Source organism: Streptomyces sp. 3214.6 (assembly GCF_900129855.1).
In the GTDB taxonomy this organism is placed as follows: domain Bacteria; phylum Actinomycetota; class Actinomycetes; order Streptomycetales; family Streptomycetaceae; genus Streptomyces; species Streptomyces soliscabiei.
The window spans coordinates 7,686,371-7,702,661 of the sequence record NZ_LT670819.1 but is presented as its reverse complement, the minus strand read 5'-3'; the positions used below and the strand labels follow the sequence as shown (position 1 = coordinate 7,702,661).

Below are 16,291 nucleotides of genomic sequence, written 5' to 3'. Positions count from 1 at the left end.
GGTTACGCGTAGAGGGCTCGGAACGCCGTGTGCGTTCCGGGCCCTCTACGCGTGACGTCGCCGGAGCCGGGGTCGATGGTGGGGCTGTAGGGGATGTCGGCGTGGCCGCCGGGGGCGGGGAAGTTCAGGGCCTGCCGGAATCTGCCGCTGACGGCCGCCGTGGTGCCGGTGAGGTGGGCGTCGTTGGCGTCCGGTGTGCTGTCGGGGGTGGTGGGGCCGGCGTCGGGGGTGGGCTGCGGGAGGATCGTTCCGTCGAAGGTGCCCGGGAGCCCGATGGCCGTCGGGGTGAAGCGGTTGAAGTAGATGGTCGCGGCGGAGAAGTCGGTGCCGCCCTCATAGACCAGGCCGACTTCGCCGCCCGTGAGTTCGGCGAGGTCGGAGTAGCCGGCATGGTCGGCGTTGAGCTGCCCGTCGGGTGCGTCGGTCCAGGTGGCGCCGCCGTCGGTGCTGATCGCGTGGGTGCGGTGGGGCTTGGTGTCGTCCACCTCGTTGCGGGCGGCGAGGTAGACGTCTCCGTTGTCGAGTTCGGCGACCGCGGTCTCGGTGGGTTTGAGTTCGCCGGCGACGTAGGAGTTCTCGGTGGTGCTCGATTGCCAGGTCACGCCGTGGTCCGAGCTGTAGAGGACGCCGAAGAGTGGGGTGGTGGCGTTCGGGCTCTCGTAGGCGCCGACGACGAGGCGGCCGGCGTAGGGGCCGTTGTGGAGCTGGATGCCGTGCGCGGGGCCGGTGGCGAACCAGCCGCTGGTCTTGCCGCTGAGCCGGGTGAGGGTGGTGGTCATGGACAGCAGGGCGACGGCCAGGGTTCTTCGGCGGCGCCTGCGGCTGGTGAATGATCGCTGATCCGGCATCGGGGAACGGTATGTGACGGCGTGTAGGTCGTAGGCTCCGGAGGGAGTGCTTTTCGATCTACCAGGAGGTGTGTCGAGGTGACCGAACCGAAGAGGCGGCCGCTGCCCCACGATTTCCATCCGCCGGTGCCGTCGTTCACGGTCACGAGCGAGGACGTGCAGGAGGGGGCGACGCTCAAGGACGCGCAGGTGTTTGCGGCGGACAACACCTCGCCGCAGCTGCGGTGGGAGGGTTTCCCGGCCGGGACCGAGAGCTTCGCCGTGACCTGCTACGACCCCGATGCTCCGACGGGCAGCGGGTTCTGGCACTGGGTGGTCTTCGACATCCCGGCCTCGGTGACCGAGCTGCCGGCCGGTGCGGGCAGCGGCTCGTTCAAGGGGCTGCCGGCGGGTGCCGTGCAGGCGCGCAACGACTACGGCAGCAAGGAATTCGGCGGCGCCGCTCCGCCGCCGGGGGACGGGCCGCACCGGTACGTCTTCACGGTGTACGCGGTGGATCAGGAGAAGCTCGGTCCGGACGCGGACGCCTCGCCTGCCGTCGTGGGCTTCAACCTGCGGTTCCACGCGATCGCCCGCGCCCAGCTGATCGGTGAGTACGCACATCCCACGGAGGGATGAGTCAGCTCATCGTTCATTGAACGTTTGCCCGCCTCTGGTCTTGGAAGTGATCAGAGGCGGGCATTTTGTTGCCGGGGGTCGCGGGGGTCACCTCCCGTGGAGCAGCAGATATTGCGTTGTCCATCTCGGCGTGCCCGGCCAGAGTTGATCCCAGCCCGCCACGGGGTGGGCCGGTGCACACAGGAGGTGGGCTGGTATGCGGGACACGCTGGTACTGAACGCGAGCTTCGAGCCGCTGTCGACGGTGACGTTGAACCGTGCCGTCGTTCTGGTGCTTCAGGACAAGGCCGTCGTCGAGCAGGCCCACCCCGAACTGCGGATGCGCGGAGCCGAGGTCGACATACCGGCGCCGCGGGTGATCAGGCTGTGCAGGTACGTGCGGGTGCCGTTCCGAAGACAAGCTCCGTGGTCGAGGCGGGGTGTGCTGGTCAGGGACCGGCACCGGTGCGCGTACTGCGGTCGCCGGGCGACGACCGTGGACCACGTGGTGCCGCGGGCGCAGGGGGGTCAGGACTCGTGGTTGAACACGGTCGCCTCGTGCGCGGAGGACAACCACCGTAAGGCGGACCGGACTCCGGAGCAGGCGGAGATGCCGTTGCTGCGGCAGCCGTTCGAGCCGACGCCGGCGGACGCGATGTTGCTGTCGCTGGGGGCCGATGACCTTCAGGCGCTGCCGGAGTGGTTGGCTCGGGACGCCGCCTGAGCGTCTGCCGGGATCGGTGCGTTGGCGGGTGCGGGTTCGTTGTGGCTTGTCGCGCAGTTCCGCGCGCCCCTGAGGTACGTCTGGGGCCGCCCTTCTCAAGAAGGGCGGCCCCATTGTCGTAAGCAAAAGGCAGCGTCAGTCGATGGACGGCTTCTCGCGGCGTTCCGTGCCGCCGTTGCCGGAGTTGTTGCCGCCCGAACCGCCGCCGAAGTTGCCGAAGTTACCCATGGCGCCGGACAGGCCCTTGAGGGCGTCCCCGATTTCGCTGGGAACGATCCAGAGCTTGTTGGCGTCGCCCTCGGCGATCTTCGGGAGCATCTGGAGGTACTGGTAGGAGAGGAGCTTCTGGTCCGGGTCGCCGGCGTGGATCGCCTCGAAGACCGTGCGGACCGCCTGGGCTTCACCCTCGGCGCGCAGGGCGGCGGCCTTGGCCTCACCTTCGGCGCGCAGGATCTGGGACTGCTTCTCGCCCTCGGCGGTGAGGATGGCGGCCTGGCGGGTGCCTTCGGCGGTGAGGATCGCGGCGCGCTTGTCACGGTCGGCGCGCATCTGCTTCTCCATCGAGTCCTGGATGGAGGTGGGCGGTTCGATCGCCTTGAGCTCTACGCGGTTGACGCGGATGCCCCACTTGCCGGTGGCCTCGTCGAGGACGCCGCGCAGGGCCGCGTTGATCTCCTCACGGGAGGTCAGCGTCCGCTCCAGGTCCATGCCGCCGATGATGTTGCGGAGGGTGGTGACGGTGAGCTGCTCGATCGCCTGGATGTAGCTGGCGACTTCGTAGGTCGCGGCCCGGGCGTCGGTGACCTGGTAATAGATGACCGTGTCGATGTTGACCACCAGGTTGTCCTGGGTGATCACCGGCTGCGGCGGGAACGGCACGACCTGTTCGCGCAGGTCGATGCGGTTGCGGATGGTGTCGATGAACGGGACGACGATGTTGAGGCCTGCGTTGAGCGTGCGCGTGTAGCGGCCGAAGCGCTCCACGATGGCGGCGCTCGCCTGCGGGATGACCTGGATCGTCTTGATCAGGGCGATGAAGACCAACACCACCAGAATGACCAGGACGATGATGACCGGTTCCATCGCGGCTCCCCGTACCTTTCTTCGCCTCGGCGCTTTCGGAAGATCTTATGTCTGTTGAAGATCTTGCTGGTCGAGTCTGTCAGACCGTCGTGCGGCTCGGGAGGTGTTCTGTTCACTTGCGTCGTGCGGGAGTTGTGCAAGGTCAGATGACGATCGCCGTGGCCCCTTCGATGTCCACGACATCGACTTCCTGCCCCACGTCGTAGGCGCGTTCGGTGTCGAGTGCGCGCGCCGACCAGACCTCCCCGGCGAGCTTGATACGACCACCCGAGCCGTCGACGCGCTCCAGTACGACGGCCTGCTTGCCCTTCAACGCGTCGACACCGGTGGCGAGTCGGGGGCGCTGTTTGCTGTGGCGGATCGCGATGGGGCGTACGACGGCGATGAGGGCGACGGAGACGACGATGAAGACGAGCACCTGGGCGACGGCTCCGAGGCCGAGGCCCGCGGCGATCGCGGCGGCGACGGCGCCGACCGCGAGCATGCCGAACTCGGGCATCGCGGTCACGACGAGCGGGATTCCGAGCGCCGCCGCGCCGACGAGCCACCACACCCATGCGTCGATGTCGTTCACACGGCCATGGTAGGGCCGCGGGTCCCGTCACGGACAGGGCGCACAGGGGGCGGCACCGGGTCAGGACAGCGGCAGGCCCTGGGCCGTCCAGCGGTCGCCGACCTGTTCCACGACGAGCGGGAGGCCGAAGCAGAGGGAGAGGTTGCGGGAGCTGAGTTCGAGCTCGACCGGGCCCGCTGCGAGGACCTTGCCCTGGCGGATCATGAGGACGTGGGTGAAGCCGGGGGCGATCTCCTCGACGTGGTGCGTGACCATGATCATCGAGGGGGCGACAGGGTCACGGGCGAGCCGGCCGAGACGGCGTACGAGGTCCTCGCGGCCACCGAGGTCGAGGCCGGCGGCCGGCTCGTCGAGGAGGAGCAGCTCGGGGTCGGTCATCAGGGCGCGGGCGATGAGGGTGCGCTTGCGCTCGCCCTCGGAGAGGGTGCCGAACTTCCGGTCGAGGTACTCGCTCATGCCGAGGCGGTCGAGGAAGGCGCGGGCGCGCTGCTCGTCGACGTCCTCGTACTCCTCCTGCCAGCCGGCGGTCATGCCGTAGGCGGCGGTCAGCACGGTCTGCAGGACGGTCTGGCGCTTGGGGAGCTTGTCGGCGAGGGCGATGCCGGCCATGCCGACGCGCGGGCGCAGCTCGAAGACGTCGGTGCCGGGCTTGCCGAGGGTCTCGCCGAGGACGGAGACGGTGCCGGCGCTGGGGAAGAGGTAGGTGGAGGCGATGTTCAGGAGGGTCGTCTTGCCGGCCCCGTTGGGACCGAGGATGACCCAGCGCTCGCCCTCCTTGACCGACCAGGAGACCTGGTCCACGAGAGCCCGGCCCTCACGGACCACGGATACGTCCTGAAGCTCCAGAACATCGCTCATGAGCGCGTTGTCTCCCCTTGCAGTGTGGCCGGTCGGTTGTCGCGGGCGCCTTGTGGCTCGGACCGCCGCGCGTGGGTGGGCGCGGCCCCTTCGGGAAAATCTACGCCACCGGTTGGGCGACCCGTTCCATCGGTCCGGTCCTTAGGGTGGGGGCATGCTCTCGGAACCGCGCTCTGGTCGCCTTGCCGCTTGGGGAAATGCACTGTTGGCCGGATTTGTCTCGCCGGATGATGCCGTCGTCGCCATCGTCGGTGAGGATGCCGTGCACCGGGTGGAGGGGCTGCCCGGCGAGTCCGGGCCCGTCGGGCTCACGCTCGCGCTGGGGCGGCTGCGGACGCTCGGCGTGAGCGGGCTGCGGGTGGCGATGCCCGCGCCGGGGCATCCGCTGGGTCTCAGCGGGCCGCCCGAGTTCAACGCGCGGGCGCTGGAGGCGGAGGAGGCGGTGGTCTGTCACGGCGCCGGGTACGGGCTCGTGCCCGAGGTGTACGAGGCCGGGCCCGAGGGTGATGTGCACGTCGAGGTCAGGTGGCACTGCCTGCCGGTGCGGGAGGCTCCGCCGGCCGATGTGCCGTCGCTGGGCGAGGCCGAGCGGGAGCTGGCGGAGGCGCTGCGGGACGCGACGGCGGTGCTGTCGCGGCTGGACCTGGCCGGGTCGGGGCCGGTGGCGGAGGCGGCGATCGACGCCTACCGGGCTCGAGTCGACGGGTCGGCGCGAAGCGCTTCGTTGAGGGGTGGCGGTCGGGCGACGGGCGGGAGGGGGCGGGAGGTGTTGGCGCCGGGGTATCCGCCTCGGGCGGTGCGGGTGCTGGAGATGGCGCAGCGGGTGGGGCTGCTGGTGTCGCTGGCGTTCGAGAACGGGCCGGGCGGTGCGGTGAGCTCCGCGGAGATGGCCGCGCGGTCGGAGGCGTTGCGGCCTGTTGAGCGGACGGCTCGGCGGGCGCAGGTCGCCGCGTACAACTCCGTTGTGGAGGGGCGGGAGCGGGGGGTGCGGTGAGGGTTTGTTTCTTGGTCGGCGTCTGCTGTGGGCGTCCCTGGGGGCTGTGCCCCCAGACCCCCCTTCGGCCCTGAAGGGGCCTCGCCCTCAAACTCCCCCAGAGGGGGCACCCCCAACGGGCTGGTTGGCGGGTCTGCGGTGAAAAGGTCCCGGCAGGGCAAGGGACAAGCAGGCCGGCCTCCCCCGGTGGGGGCCGGGGGAGGCCGGAGGTCACTGCGGGTTCGGGCGGGGCCTCAGTGGTTGAGGCCCTGGTTGCCGAAGGCCGGGTTCAGCACGCCGATGACGTTCACGCTGTTGCCGACGACGTTGACCGGGACGGCTACCGGGGCCTGGACGAGGTTGCCCGAGACGACGCCCGGCGAGCTCTTGGCCTCGCCGAGGGCCGTGGCGCCCTCGGTGGCGGAGGCCATGCCGGCGCCCGCGGCGATCAGCCCGCCGGCCACCATCGTCACAGCCGCTGCCTTCTTCAGGTTCTTCACTTCTGACCCCTCCTAGCGATGACCGCGGCAGTCGCCGCGGCACGCACTGGAGAACGGCGGGGGCCCGCGAAGGATGCGCCATCCGGGGGACATTCCCACGACGGTATGAATCTCGGATCGGAAGTTAACCTTTCCTGTTGCCGACCCCGGTCTGTCTCAGCCGGCCACGCCATGGCGTACGGCCCACAGCGCGGCCTGGGTGCGGTCGGCGAGGTCGAGCTTCATCAGGATGTTCGAGACATGCGTCTTGACCGTCTTCTCGGAGAGGACCAGGGCGCGGGCGATCTCGCGGTTGGAGCGGCCGTCCGCTATCAGTCCGAGCACCTCGCGCTCCCGTTCGGTGAGCGAACCGCCTCTCCCCTGGCCCGAGTTGGCCTCGTCCTGGGAGATGAGCGCGCCGGCGACCTCCGGCTGGAGCAGGATGTGGCCGGCGTGCACCGAGCGGATGGCGCCGGCGAGCGCGTCGGGGTCCACGTCCTTGTAGACGTACCCGGCGGCGCCCGCGCGCAGGGCCGGGACCACCGTGCGCTGTTCGGTGAAGCTGGTGACGATGAGGACGCGCGCGGGGTTGGCGAGTTCGCGGAGTCTACGGAGGGCCTCGACGCCGTCCATGCCCGGCATCTTGACGTCCATCAGGACGACGTCCGGTTTCAGGTCCTCGGCGAGGGCGACTCCTTCGGCGCCGTCGGCGGCCTCGCCGACGACCTCGATGTCGTCCTGCACTTCGAGGAAGGTGCGCAGGCCCCGGCGGACGACCTGGTGGTCGTCGACGAGCAGCACCTTGATTGCGTCAGCCACCGGGAGCCTCCATCTCGATCGTGGTTCCCTTACCGGGCCCCGATTCCACCGTGAGCGTGCCGCCGATCCCGCTCGCCCGGTCCCGCATCGACACCAGACCCAGGTGGCGGCCGGCCCTGCGGGTCGTCGTCGGGTCGAAGCCGGTGCCGTCGTCCGTGACGCGCAGGATCGTGTCCTGGCCGCGCTTGTGGAGGGTGACCTCGACCCGCCGCGCTCCGGAGTGGCGCAGCGCGTTGTGCAGGGCCTCCTGGGCGACCCGCAGCAGGGCCTCCTCCTGGGCGCCGGGCAGGGCGCGCACGCCGTGGCTGGTGAAGGTCACGCGCGCGCTGTGGGCACGGTCCAGGACCTGGATCTGGGTGCGGAGGGTCGCGACGAGGCCGTCCTCGTCGAGGGCGGCGGGCCGGAGCTCCACCACCGCGGCGCGCAGTTCGTCGGCCGCTTCGGCGGCCAACGCGGCGACCTGCTGCAACTCGCCCTTCGCGCGCGAGGGGTCGCGGTCGACGAGGGCCGCGGCCGCCTGGGCCGTGAGGCGCAGGGAGAACAGCTTCTGGCTGACCGCGTCGTGCAGCTCGTGGGCCAGCCGGGAGCGTTCCTCGGCGATGGTGAGCTCGCGGCTGCGCTCGTACAGGCGGGCGTTGGTGAGGGCTATGGCGGCGTGCTGGGCGAGGATCGAGAGCAGTTCCTCGTCTTCCTCGGTGAAGCCGCAGCCGCCGTCGGGCTTGGCGCAGTTCTTGTTCGCGAGGAACAGTGCGCCGATGACCTCGTCGCCGTCGCGGATGGGCAGGCCCAGGAAGTCGGACATGTCCGGGTGCGCCGACGGCCAGCCCTCGAACCGGGGGTCCTCGCGGACGTCGGCGAGGCGCTCGACCTTGGCCTCCTGGAGCATCGCGGCGAGGATGCCGTGCTGACGCGGGAGCGGGCCGATGGCCTTCCACTGCTTGTCGCTGACGCCGTCGACGACGAACTGGGCGAACCCGCCGTGGTCGTCCGGCACGCCCAGAGCGGCGTATTGCGCGTCGAGCAGCTCACGGGCGGAGGCGACGATCGTCTTGAGGACGTCGCGCACCTCCAGGTGCCTGCTCATGGCCAGCAGCGCGGTGCTCACCGCGGCGAGGCCGGACCGGGGGCCTTGACTCATGCCCTCACGGTACCGGCGGGGTGTGACAGCGCGGATCGGACCTGTGACGGCCGCGGGCTGCGGCGGGAGACCTAGGTCGGAGGTCCCCGGTACGGCGGCTTAGGGCGCGGGGAGGGGGTGTGGGGGCGTACGGCCAAGGGACCCTTTCGCCTGGGTCCTGCGTCCGAGGCGGGGGCGGGGGCCGGTTCCTAGGTTGGGGGCATCGCCGAACGGAGGCGGATCGGACGAGGGGACGGTTGTCATGCCGGTAGCGATCATCACGGGTGCCTCGAAGGGGCTGGGGCGGGCGTTGGCGCGGGCGCTGGCCGCGCGGGGCTGGGATCTGGTGCTGGACGCCAGGACGGCGGAGGTGCTGAAGGAGACGGCGGCGGCGGTGGCGTCGTACGGGATCCGGGTCGAGGCCCGCGCGGGGGATGTCACGGATGCGGGGCACCGGGCCGAGCTGGTGGCGGCGGCCGGGCGGCTGGGCGGGTGCGACCTGCTGGTGAACAACGCCAGTGCGCTGGGCGCCGAGCCGCTGGTACGGCTGGAGAAGCTGTCGCTGGACGGGCTGCGGCGGGCACTGGAAGTGAACGTCGTGGCGGCGCTGGGGCTGGTCCAGGAGGCGCTGCCGCTGCTGCACGGGGCGCGGGCGGGTGCGGTGATCACCGTCAGTTCGGACGCGGCCGCCGAGGCGTACGAGACGTGGGGCGGCTATGGGGCGTCGAAAGCGGCCCTGGACCAGTTGGCGGCGGTGCTCGGGGAGGAGGAGCCGGGGCTGCGGGTGTGGGCGGTGGATCCCGGGGACATGGCCACGGACCTGTACACGGCGGCCGTACCGGACGACGACGATCCGCGGCCGGATCCGGCCGAGGTGGCGCCGGCCTTTCTGCGGCTGCTGGACGAGCGCCCCGCGAGCGGGCGGTACGCGGCTCCGGCGCTGCTGGAGGGACGGCGATGACGCCGGCCGTGGGGGTCCGTCCGCTCGAGCCCGGTCGAGAGTTGCGCACGGTGCCGCAGGAGTTGTCGGCGCGGGTGCCGGCCGAGCAGCGCGGGCCGGGGCGGGACCGTGGTGACGTACGGCTGCTGGTGTCGCGGGGGACGGAGGTGGCGCGGCACGCCTTCCGGGAGCTGCCGTGCCTGCTGCGGGCCGGGGACCTGCTCGTGGTGAACACCTCGCCGACGCTGGCGGCGGCCGCGGACGGGCGGGTCGGGCACGCGCGCGTGGTGGTGCACTTCTCGACGCGCGGGGACGACGGCCGGTGGGCGGTCGAGCTGCGGGATCCGGACGGGAAGGGCACCACGCGTGCGCGTGCGGGAGGGCCGGCGGGGACACGGGTGCGGCTGCCCGGGGGTGTGCAGCTGGTGCTGGAGGAGCCGCTGAGTCCGGGGAGCGGGCGGTTGTGGTGGGCGCGGGTGTCCCCCGGCGGGGCGGTGCCGGGGCTGCTGCGGGAGCACGGGCGTCCCATCCGGTACTCCTATACGGAGCGGGATCAGCCCCTGTCCGTCTATCAGACGGTGTTCGCGCTGCCGTCGGCCGACGGGGCGGGCAGCGCGGAGATGCCGAGTGCGGCGCGGCCCTTCACGCCGGGGCTGGTGGCGGAGCTGGTGAGCCGGGGGGTGCAGTTCGCGCCGATCACGCTGCACACCGGGGTGGCCTCGGCGGAGGCGCACGAGCCGCCGTATCCGGAGCGGTTCGCGGTGCCGCAGGCGTCGGCCCGGCTGATCAACGCGGTGAAGGCCGGGGAGGGGCGGGTGATCGCGGTCGGTACGACGGCCGTGCGGGCCGTGGAGTCGGCGGCCGGGGTGGACGGGGTCGTACGCGCGCGTGCGGGGTGGACGGATCTCGTCGTCACTCCCGCGCGCGGGGTGCGGGTGGTGGACGGGCTGCTGACCGGGCTGCATGAGCCGGAGGCCTCGCATCTGCTGATGCTGGAGGCGGTGGCGGGGCGGGCGGCGATCGACAAGGGCTACGACGAGGCGCTGCGCGGGCGCTACCTGTGGCACGAGTTCGGGGACCTGCACCTCATCCTCCCGGCGGAGGACCCTGACGCAGAGCATTGCTTTGGCAACCAGCAGTGAGAACGGGGCGGGGGCCGTGTGAGCCCGCACATAGGGCGCAGATCACCTACGAGGGTCAATAGGAGATAAAGCGGGCCCTGATGAGCGGGGCAGATAGTTCTATCTGTCCCGATTTGCCCTTCCCCGATCCACTACCGGGGATCGTACGTCACACCTTTGCCTGTCCATTTTGCGGCAGCTAAGAATTGCTCTCGTCGCTCAGCGCCGTGGGTCTCCCCCGCGGCGCTCGTGCCGAAAGCACCCGCTGTCCGACGTCGGACGAAGAGAGCGACCTCCGCGCTATTCGAAGAGGTCCTTCCGCATGCCCAAGAACACTCACAAGATCGCGATCGCGGGTGCCGCCACCCTCGGCGCCGCCGCCCTCGCCTTCTCCGTGGTGCCGGCCGACGCGCAGACGACCACTACGGACGCCGTCTCCTCGGCCCGGGTCGCCTACAGCACCGTGCCGGTGCAGGCCGTCAAGGCCAGCGTGACCGACCAGCTGGCCCAGGCGAGCGTGAAGGTCGACGCCATCCAGGCGAAGAAGAAGGCCGCCGCTGACGCCGTAGCCGAGAAGAAGGCCGCCGCCGCAGCCGCCGCACAGAAGAAGGCCGCCGCCGCAGCCGCCGTCAAGAAGGCCGCTGCCGCGCGCAAGGCGCAGGAGGCCGCGAGCCGGTCCGCCGAGCGCGTCGTGTTCAAGAAGGCCAGCGTCAAGAAGTACGCCGACAACCTCGACGGCTGGATCAAGCACTCCCTGGACATCATGAAGTCCAAGGGCATCCCGGGCAGCTACCACGGCCTGCACAAGAACATCATGCGGGAGTCCTCGGGCAACCCGAACGCGATCAACGACTGGGACATCAACGCCATCAACGGCATCCCGTCCAAGGGTCTGCTGCAGGTGATCCCGCCCACGTTCGCCTCGTACCACGTCTCCGGCACGTCCTGGAACATCTACGACCCGGTCGCCAACATCACCGCCGCCGCGAACTACGCGGCCGACAAGTACGGCTCGATCGACAACGTCAACAGCGCGTACTGAGCACCCCCTTCCATACGCCGATGGGCGGCACCCCTGCTACGGGGCGCCGCCCATCGGCGTACTGCGTGAGCGTCTACTTGCGCATGACCTCGGGCTCGTGGCGGCGCAGGAAGCGGGCCACGAAGAAGCCGCAGATCACACCGAGGACGATCAGCGCGGCCATGTCCATGCCCCAGGCGCCGACGGTGTGCTCCCACAGGGGGTCCGTCTCGCCGCCGTCCTTGGGCGGGCTGATCTTGTTGAAGTCCAGCGTGGCGCCTGCGGCCGCGACGGCCCAGCGCGAGGGCATCAGATACGAGAACTGGTTGACGCCGACGGCACCGTTCAGGGTGAACAGGCAACCGGTGAAGACGACCTGGATGATCGCGAACATGACCAGTAGCGGCATGGTCTTCTCGGCCGTCTTCACCAGCGACGAGATGACCAGGCCGAACATCATCGAGGTGAAGCCCAGCGCCATGATCGGGATGGAGAGCTCGAACATGGTGGCGCTGCCGAGGACGAGGCCCTCCTTGGGGATCTCCCGGCTGGCGAAGCCGATCACGCCGACCATCAGGCCCTGCAGCACGGTGACGACGCCGAGCACGAACACCTTCGACATCAGGTACGCGGAGCGGGACAGGCCGGTGGCGCGCTCCCGCTCGTAGATGACCCGTTCCTTGATCAGCTCACGGACGGAGTTCGCCGCGCCCGCGAAACAGGCGCCGACCGCGAGGATGAGCAGGACGGTGGTGGCCGTGCCGTTGGGGATGATCCGGCCGGACTTCGGGTTGACCGGGTTGGGCAGCAGGCTGTTCCCGGAGTCGATGAGCAGGCTCACCGCGCCGAGGACGGCCGGCAGGATCACCGTCAGGGCCAGGAAGCCCTTGTCGGAGGCGATCACCGAGACATAGCGGCGCACCAGTGTGACGAACTGCGACATCCAGCCCTGCGGCTTCGGCGGCTTCATCGCCTGCATCGGCGGCATCTGTACGGACTGCGGTGCGATGGCGTCGATGTCGGCGGCGTACATCTGGTAGTGCTGCGAGCCCTTCCAGCGGCCCGCCCAGTCGTAGTCGCGGTAGTTCTCGAAGGCGGAGAAGACGTCGGCCCAGGTGTCGTAGCCGAAGAAGTTCAGCGCCTCCTCGGGCGGCCCGAAGTAGGCGACGGCGCCACCGGGGGCCATCACGAGCAGCTTGTCGCAGATCGCGAGTTCGGCCACGGAGTGCGTGACGACGAGGACCGTGCGGCCGTCGTCGGCAAGGCCGCGCAGCAGCTGCATGACGTCGCGGTCCATGCCGGGGTCGAGGCCCGAGGTGGGCTCGTCGAGGAAGATCAGCGACGGTTTGGTGAGCAGCTCCAGGGCCACCGAGACACGCTTGCGCTGGCCGCCGGAGAGGGAGGTGACCTTCTTCTCCTTGTGGATGTCCAGCTTCAGCTCGCGCAGCACCTCGTCGATGCGGGTGTCGCGCTCCGCCGGGGTGGTGTCGGCGGGGAAGCGGAGCTTGGCCGCGTACTTGAGGGCCTTCTTGACGGTCAGTTCCTTGTGCAGGATGTCGTCCTGCGGGACCAGACCGATGCGCTGGCGCAGCTCGGCGAACTGCTTGTAGAGGTTGCGGTTGTCGTAGAGGACGTCGCCCTGGTTGGCGGGCCGGTAGCCGGTGAGCGCCTTGAGCAGGGTGGACTTGCCGGAACCCGACGGTCCGATGACCGCGATCAGTGACTTCTCCGGGACGCCGAACGAGACGTCCTTGAGGATCTGCTTGCCGCCGTCGACCGTGACGGTCAGGTGACGGGCGGAGAAGGAGACCTCACCGGTGTCGACGAACTCCTCGAGCCGGTCGCCGACGATCCGGAACGTCGAGTGGCCGACGCCGACGATGTCGGCGGGGCCCAGCTGGACCGAGCCGCCCTTGGGGATCGGCTGGCCGTTGACGTAGGTGCCGTTGTGCGAGCCGAGGTCGCGGATCTCCATGCGGCCGTCGGGCGTCGAGTGGAACTCGGCGTGGTGACGGGAGACCTGCAGGTCGGAGACGACCAGCTCGTTCTCCAGGGCCCGGCCGATGCGCATCACGCGGCCGAGGGAGAAATGGTGGAACGTGGTGGGGCTGCGGTCGCCGTAGACCGGCGGCGCCCCCGCGCCACCACCGGGAACGTTCTGCGCGTAGCCCGCGGCCGGTCCCTGCTGCGGGACCTGCGGTGCGGCCTGCTGCGGCTGCTGCCAGCCGGCCTGGGCGGCCTGCGGTTGCGGGGCCTGCTGGGCCCAGCCCGGGTTCGCGGCCTGCGCGGCGAAGGGCTGCTGCTGCGGCTGCGCGACGGGCGCCTGTGCCCCCGTCAGATCCACCCGCGGCCCGTCCGTCGCGTTGCCCAGGTGCAGCACCGAGCCGGGGCCGAGCTCCAGTTGGTGGACCCGTTGGCCCTGCGCGAACGTGCCGTTGGTGCTGCCGTGGTCCTCGACGACCCAACTGCGGCCGTTGAAGCTGACCGTGGCGTGACGCCAGGAGACCCTGGCGTCGTCGAGGACGATATCTCCCTGCGGATCACGTCCGAGGGCGTATGTCCTGGACGGATCGAGCGTCCAGGTGCGTCCGTTCAATTCCAGTACGAGTTCCGGCACTCCAGCCCCACTGAGTTGTCCCCCGAGTTACCCCCATTGGCAGGGAGTCTAGGGATGTCGAACATCGGGGGGAACTATTTCAGTAGCGGCCCCCTGACCGAAAGTCGGGCCTTGTGAAGAGCGTGCGCAAGCGTATCGGCCGTTCCCGTTGACGGGGTTGAAACCTGCCCGGAGAGTGGTAAAAGCACGCGAGGGGGGACGGAAGCGGCGATCTTCGCCGCTGCGCGCCGCGGATCGGGGGGTCTGCATGAGTGCCGGCACGGGTGTCGAAGGCAGGGGGAGCGCGGCGCGCGGCGGGGGCGTGCCGTGGACGGACGTGCTGCTGGCCGCTGTTACCGCGGTGAGCTGGGCATTGATCGGGATGGCGGGGACGGCGGCGCTCGGGCTGCATCTGCTGAAGGCGGACTCCGCAGGCTCGTTGGGCCCGATGACGGCCGCGGTGGTGGCCCTGGGGGCCGGGGGCTCGGTGACTCCGTCCGGCGATGTGTCCGCCTTCGGACTCACGGGCGCGGAGGCGGACACGGCCATCGAGATCACGCCATTGGGGGTGAGCCTGGTGGGTGCGCTGCTGCTGTCCTGGTTCTTCCTGCGGTCCCTGCGCGCGGCCGGAGTCGTGATCGCCCCGGCCGAACTCCTCGCGCGCGTCGGCACGATGGTCGCGCTGTTCGTGGCGATGCTCGGCGGGCTGGTCTGGGCAGGGCACGACGTCATCACGTTCGACGGGGGCTCGCTGGGCCTGGACGACCTGCCCGGCGGTGGCGGCGGGCGCGGTGGAGCAGGAGGAGGCCTGGACATTCCCGGGCTCGGGGATGTCGGGGACATCGGGGGGCTGCTGCCCGACCGGCTCGGTGGCCTGGTCGACGCGAAGGCCGCGGTCGGCTTCACCGTCGACCTGGCGCCGACGGTGCTCGGCGGCCTCGGCTGGTGCGTCGGCATCCTGCTGATCGCCCTGCTGGCCTCGCGCCGTACGCCGCTGCCGCCTGGCTGGGAGGCGGTGCACCGCGTGGTGCGGCCGGCGGTGTCCGCCGTCGTCACCGTGCTGCTGGTGGCCGTGACGGCCGGGTTCGCCGCGGCGGCCTACGCGGCGATCGGCGACGACCATCCCAGGCGGATCGCGGGAGCGGCGCTGCTCGGCGCGCCGAACGGGGTCTGGCTGGGCATCCCGATCGGCCTGTTCGTGCCCTGGGACGGACACGCGACGGGAGCCCTGACGAACGTCCTCCCACACCCCCTCGACGAGCTCCTCAGGGTCGGCACCGACCAGCGGGTGACCCTGTCCCGCCTGGCCGAACTGGACAGCCGCGTATGGCTGCTGGGAGTGGCGACGGCCCTGATGATGCTGCTGGCGGGAGTACTGACGGCGGTACGAACACCCTTGGGCGGGACGGGGTTCGGCGGGGGGGCTACGGGCGGGACGGGGCCGGCGGTGCTCGATGCGGGGGCGAGTGCGGCTGCGGAGGCGGGAACAGGGGTCGGGCCGCGGGCCGGCGCCGATGCGGGGACGGCCGGGAGTGCCGCAGGCGGAGGGAGGGCGGGGTACGGGCGGGATGTGGGCGCGGCGGACCGGACCGAGGACCGTGCGCGCGGTGGGGAGAGGCCCGGCGAGTGGGCAGGGCAGGGGTCGGGCGGGGCTCGGCGAGGATCGGCCGCAGAGGTCGCCGGGAGCGGGGCGGGCTCGCGAGGGGGCGGTGTCGTCCGGTTCGCGGGACGGTGTGCTGTGCGGTTGGGGGTGGCGAGTGCCCTGGCGTTGACGTTGGTCGGGTGGCTGACGGAGGTGTCCGTGAACGCCTCGCTGTCGGTGCTGGGGTTCGATGCGTTCGGAGCCGGGCTCGAACTGCGCGGGCATCTCGCAACGGCGCTGCTCCTGGGGGCCGCGTGGGGCGCGGGAGCCGGGGGCGTCGGTGCGCTGCTGGCGTGTGCCTCGGGGGCGGCGGGGTGGCGGGCCGCGCCGCTGGCACGGGGTGTCGTGGGGAGTGCTGCGGCGGAGGGTCCGGGCGAGCATCGCGGGCCGACGGGGGTCGCCGGTGAGCGGACGGGGCCGTACGCGCCGAGTGCTTCGTACCGGCCGCCGAATCCGGCGACCAACCCCTACCTGCGCCTTCCGCAGGAGCTGCTGGAGGTGCGGGACGCGCGGCCGGAGGCGGCGCGCCGCGAGGACGCGGGCGCGGGCGCGGGTGACAGGGCCGAGCGGTCGAGGCCGTACGAGAGCTCCCGGCGGGGCGAGCCGCCGGCGACGGGCGGGCGTCCGCCCGAGGTCCCGCCGGGACCGGACGACGTCTACGGCGCACCGACCGTGGTCCGGCCGATCGGGCCGCCTCCCCGCTCACCGCGTCGGCCTCCCGGCCCGCGGCCCGGCTCGCGGCCGTCGTCCGGGCCGGACGAGAGGCCGCCTCCGCCACCTCCTCCCCCTCCGCCACCTCCTCCCCCTCCGTCGCCTCCCCCGCCGAGGAGGCCGAGAGGGTCGCGGTGATGCTCGCGGGAGACTGGTGCGGGACACTGTTGAGGTCCGCGCCATCTCAC

The 16,291-nt window shown here is 71.1% G+C and carries 14 protein-coding genes and 1 pseudogene; 7 read left to right on the top strand and 8 right to left on the bottom strand.

All coding sequences use genetic code 11. The features are described 5' to 3' along the window. Nucleotides 1-2: 2 nt before the first annotated feature. The gene (locus B5557_RS34875) at nt 3-848 is read right to left on the bottom strand and encodes an exo-alpha-sialidase (protein ID WP_231976125.1); all 846 of its coding nucleotides are present in this window, start codon (nt 846-848) and stop codon (nt 3-5) included. Between the two features lie 78 nt (nt 849-926). Here B5557_RS34875 and B5557_RS34870 point away from each other — a divergent pair, with 78 nt between their 5' ends. Next, on the top strand, nt 927-1,466 hold the full coding sequence (locus B5557_RS34870) for a YbhB/YbcL family Raf kinase inhibitor-like protein (RefSeq protein ID WP_079663208.1): 540 nt from the start codon (nt 927-929) through the stop codon (nt 1,464-1,466). A gap of 196 nt (nt 1,467-1,662) precedes the next feature. Next, nucleotides 1,663-2,169, top strand: a complete 507-nt coding sequence (locus B5557_RS34865; RefSeq protein ID WP_079663207.1) for an HNH endonuclease — start codon at nt 1,663-1,665, stop codon at nt 2,167-2,169. Nucleotides 2,170-2,304: 135 nt separating this feature from the next. On the opposite strand, the gene B5557_RS34860 is transcribed toward B5557_RS34865, so the two are convergent. The 3 genes and pseudogenes from B5557_RS34860 to B5557_RS34850 form a co-directional block, all read right to left on the bottom strand. Then, complete coding sequence (locus tag B5557_RS34860) at nt 2,305-3,252, bottom strand: SPFH domain-containing protein (RefSeq protein ID WP_079663206.1); 948 nt, start codon at nt 3,250-3,252, stop codon at nt 2,305-2,307. 142 nt (nt 3,253-3,394) lie between these two features. Beyond that, nucleotides 3,395-3,826 (bottom strand): NfeD family protein, encoded by a 432-nt coding sequence (locus B5557_RS34855; protein ID WP_079663205.1) that lies wholly within the window; start codon nt 3,824-3,826, stop codon nt 3,395-3,397. 327 nt (nt 3,827-4,153) lie between these two features. Further along, nucleotides 4,154-4,684, bottom strand: a pseudogene (locus B5557_RS34850) (ABC transporter ATP-binding protein); the annotation flags it as partial. Between the two features lie 154 nt (nt 4,685-4,838). Between B5557_RS34850 and B5557_RS34845 the strand changes: the two are divergent. Further along, on the top strand, nt 4,839-5,678 hold the full coding sequence (locus B5557_RS34845) for a hypothetical protein (RefSeq protein ID WP_079663203.1): 840 nt from the start codon (nt 4,839-4,841) through the stop codon (nt 5,676-5,678). Between the two features lie 233 nt (nt 5,679-5,911). Here the strand turns inward: B5557_RS34845 and B5557_RS34840 are convergent, their stop codons facing one another. From B5557_RS34840 to B5557_RS34830, 3 genes are all read right to left on the bottom strand, one after another. Then, the gene (locus B5557_RS34840; RefSeq protein WP_079663202.1) at nt 5,912-6,157 is read right to left on the bottom strand and encodes a chaplin; all 246 of its coding nucleotides are present in this window, start codon (nt 6,155-6,157) and stop codon (nt 5,912-5,914) included. A gap of 156 nt (nt 6,158-6,313) precedes the next feature. Next, on the bottom strand, nt 6,314-6,955 hold the full coding sequence (locus B5557_RS34835; protein WP_079663201.1) for a response regulator: 642 nt from the start codon (nt 6,953-6,955) through the stop codon (nt 6,314-6,316). Continuing rightward, nucleotides 6,948-8,093 carry a GAF domain-containing sensor histidine kinase gene (locus B5557_RS34830; protein ID WP_079663200.1) on the bottom strand — a complete coding sequence of 382 codons (1,146 nt, stop codon included), beginning with the start codon at nt 8,091-8,093 and terminating at the stop codon, nt 6,948-6,950. Before B5557_RS34830 ends, B5557_RS34835 begins: the two co-directional genes overlap by 8 nt. Before the next feature lie 241 nt (nt 8,094-8,334). On the opposite strand from B5557_RS34830, the gene B5557_RS34825 reads away from it, so the two are divergent. The 3 genes from B5557_RS34825 to B5557_RS34815 all read left to right on the top strand — a co-directional run bounded on the left by B5557_RS34825 (nt 8,335) and on the right by B5557_RS34815 (nt 11,175). Next, nucleotides 8,335-9,033, top strand: a complete 699-nt coding sequence (locus B5557_RS34825; RefSeq protein ID WP_079663199.1) for an SDR family NAD(P)-dependent oxidoreductase — start codon at nt 8,335-8,337, stop codon at nt 9,031-9,033. Continuing rightward, the gene (locus B5557_RS34820) at nt 9,030-10,154 is read left to right on the top strand and encodes an S-adenosylmethionine:tRNA ribosyltransferase-isomerase (protein ID WP_079663198.1); all 1,125 of its coding nucleotides are present in this window, start codon (nt 9,030-9,032) and stop codon (nt 10,152-10,154) included. The genes B5557_RS34825 and B5557_RS34820 overlap by 4 nt, the downstream gene beginning before the upstream one ends. A 301-nt stretch (nt 10,155-10,455) precedes the next feature. Beyond that, nucleotides 10,456-11,175 (top strand): transglycosylase SLT domain-containing protein, encoded by a 720-nt coding sequence (locus tag B5557_RS34815; RefSeq protein WP_079663197.1) that lies wholly within the window; start codon nt 10,456-10,458, stop codon nt 11,173-11,175. Nucleotides 11,176-11,248: 73 nt separating this feature from the next. Here the strand turns inward: B5557_RS34815 and B5557_RS34810 are convergent, their stop codons facing one another. Continuing rightward, complete coding sequence (locus B5557_RS34810) at nt 11,249-13,771, bottom strand: ABC transporter ATP-binding protein/permease (RefSeq protein WP_079663196.1); 2,523 nt, start codon at nt 13,769-13,771, stop codon at nt 11,249-11,251. Between the two features lie 247 nt (nt 13,772-14,018). Here B5557_RS34810 and B5557_RS44550 point away from each other — a divergent pair, with 247 nt between their 5' ends. Further along, a complete protein-coding gene (locus tag B5557_RS44550) occupies nt 14,019-16,241 on the top strand; it encodes a streptophobe family protein (protein ID WP_231976124.1) in 2,223 nt (740 codons plus the stop codon). The last annotated feature ends 50 nt before the right edge of the window (nt 16,242-16,291 follow it).

Coding starts and splice junctions, on each gene's coding strand:
- B5557_RS34875 (WP_231976125.1), bottom strand. CDS start 848: ATGCCGGATCAGCGATCATTCACCAGCCGCAGGCGCCGCCGAAGAACC.
- B5557_RS34865 (WP_079663207.1), top strand. CDS start 1,663: ATGCGGGACACGCTGGTACTGAACGCGAGCTTCGAGCCGCTGTCGACG.
- B5557_RS34860 (WP_079663206.1), bottom strand. CDS start 3,252: ATGGAACCGGTCATCATCGTCCTGGTCATTCTGGTGGTGTTGGTCTTC.
- B5557_RS34845 (WP_079663203.1), top strand. CDS start 4,839: ATGCTCTCGGAACCGCGCTCTGGTCGCCTTGCCGCTTGGGGAAATGCA.
- B5557_RS34830 (WP_079663200.1), bottom strand. CDS start 8,093: ATGAGTCAAGGCCCCCGGTCCGGCCTCGCCGCGGTGAGCACCGCGCTG.
- B5557_RS34825 (WP_079663199.1), top strand. CDS start 8,335: ATGCCGGTAGCGATCATCACGGGTGCCTCGAAGGGGCTGGGGCGGGCG.
- B5557_RS34820 (WP_079663198.1), top strand. CDS start 9,030: ATGACGCCGGCCGTGGGGGTCCGTCCGCTCGAGCCCGGTCGAGAGTTG.
- B5557_RS34815 (WP_079663197.1), top strand. CDS start 10,456: ATGCCCAAGAACACTCACAAGATCGCGATCGCGGGTGCCGCCACCCTC.
- B5557_RS44550 (WP_231976124.1), top strand. CDS start 14,019: ATGAGTGCCGGCACGGGTGTCGAAGGCAGGGGGAGCGCGGCGCGCGGC.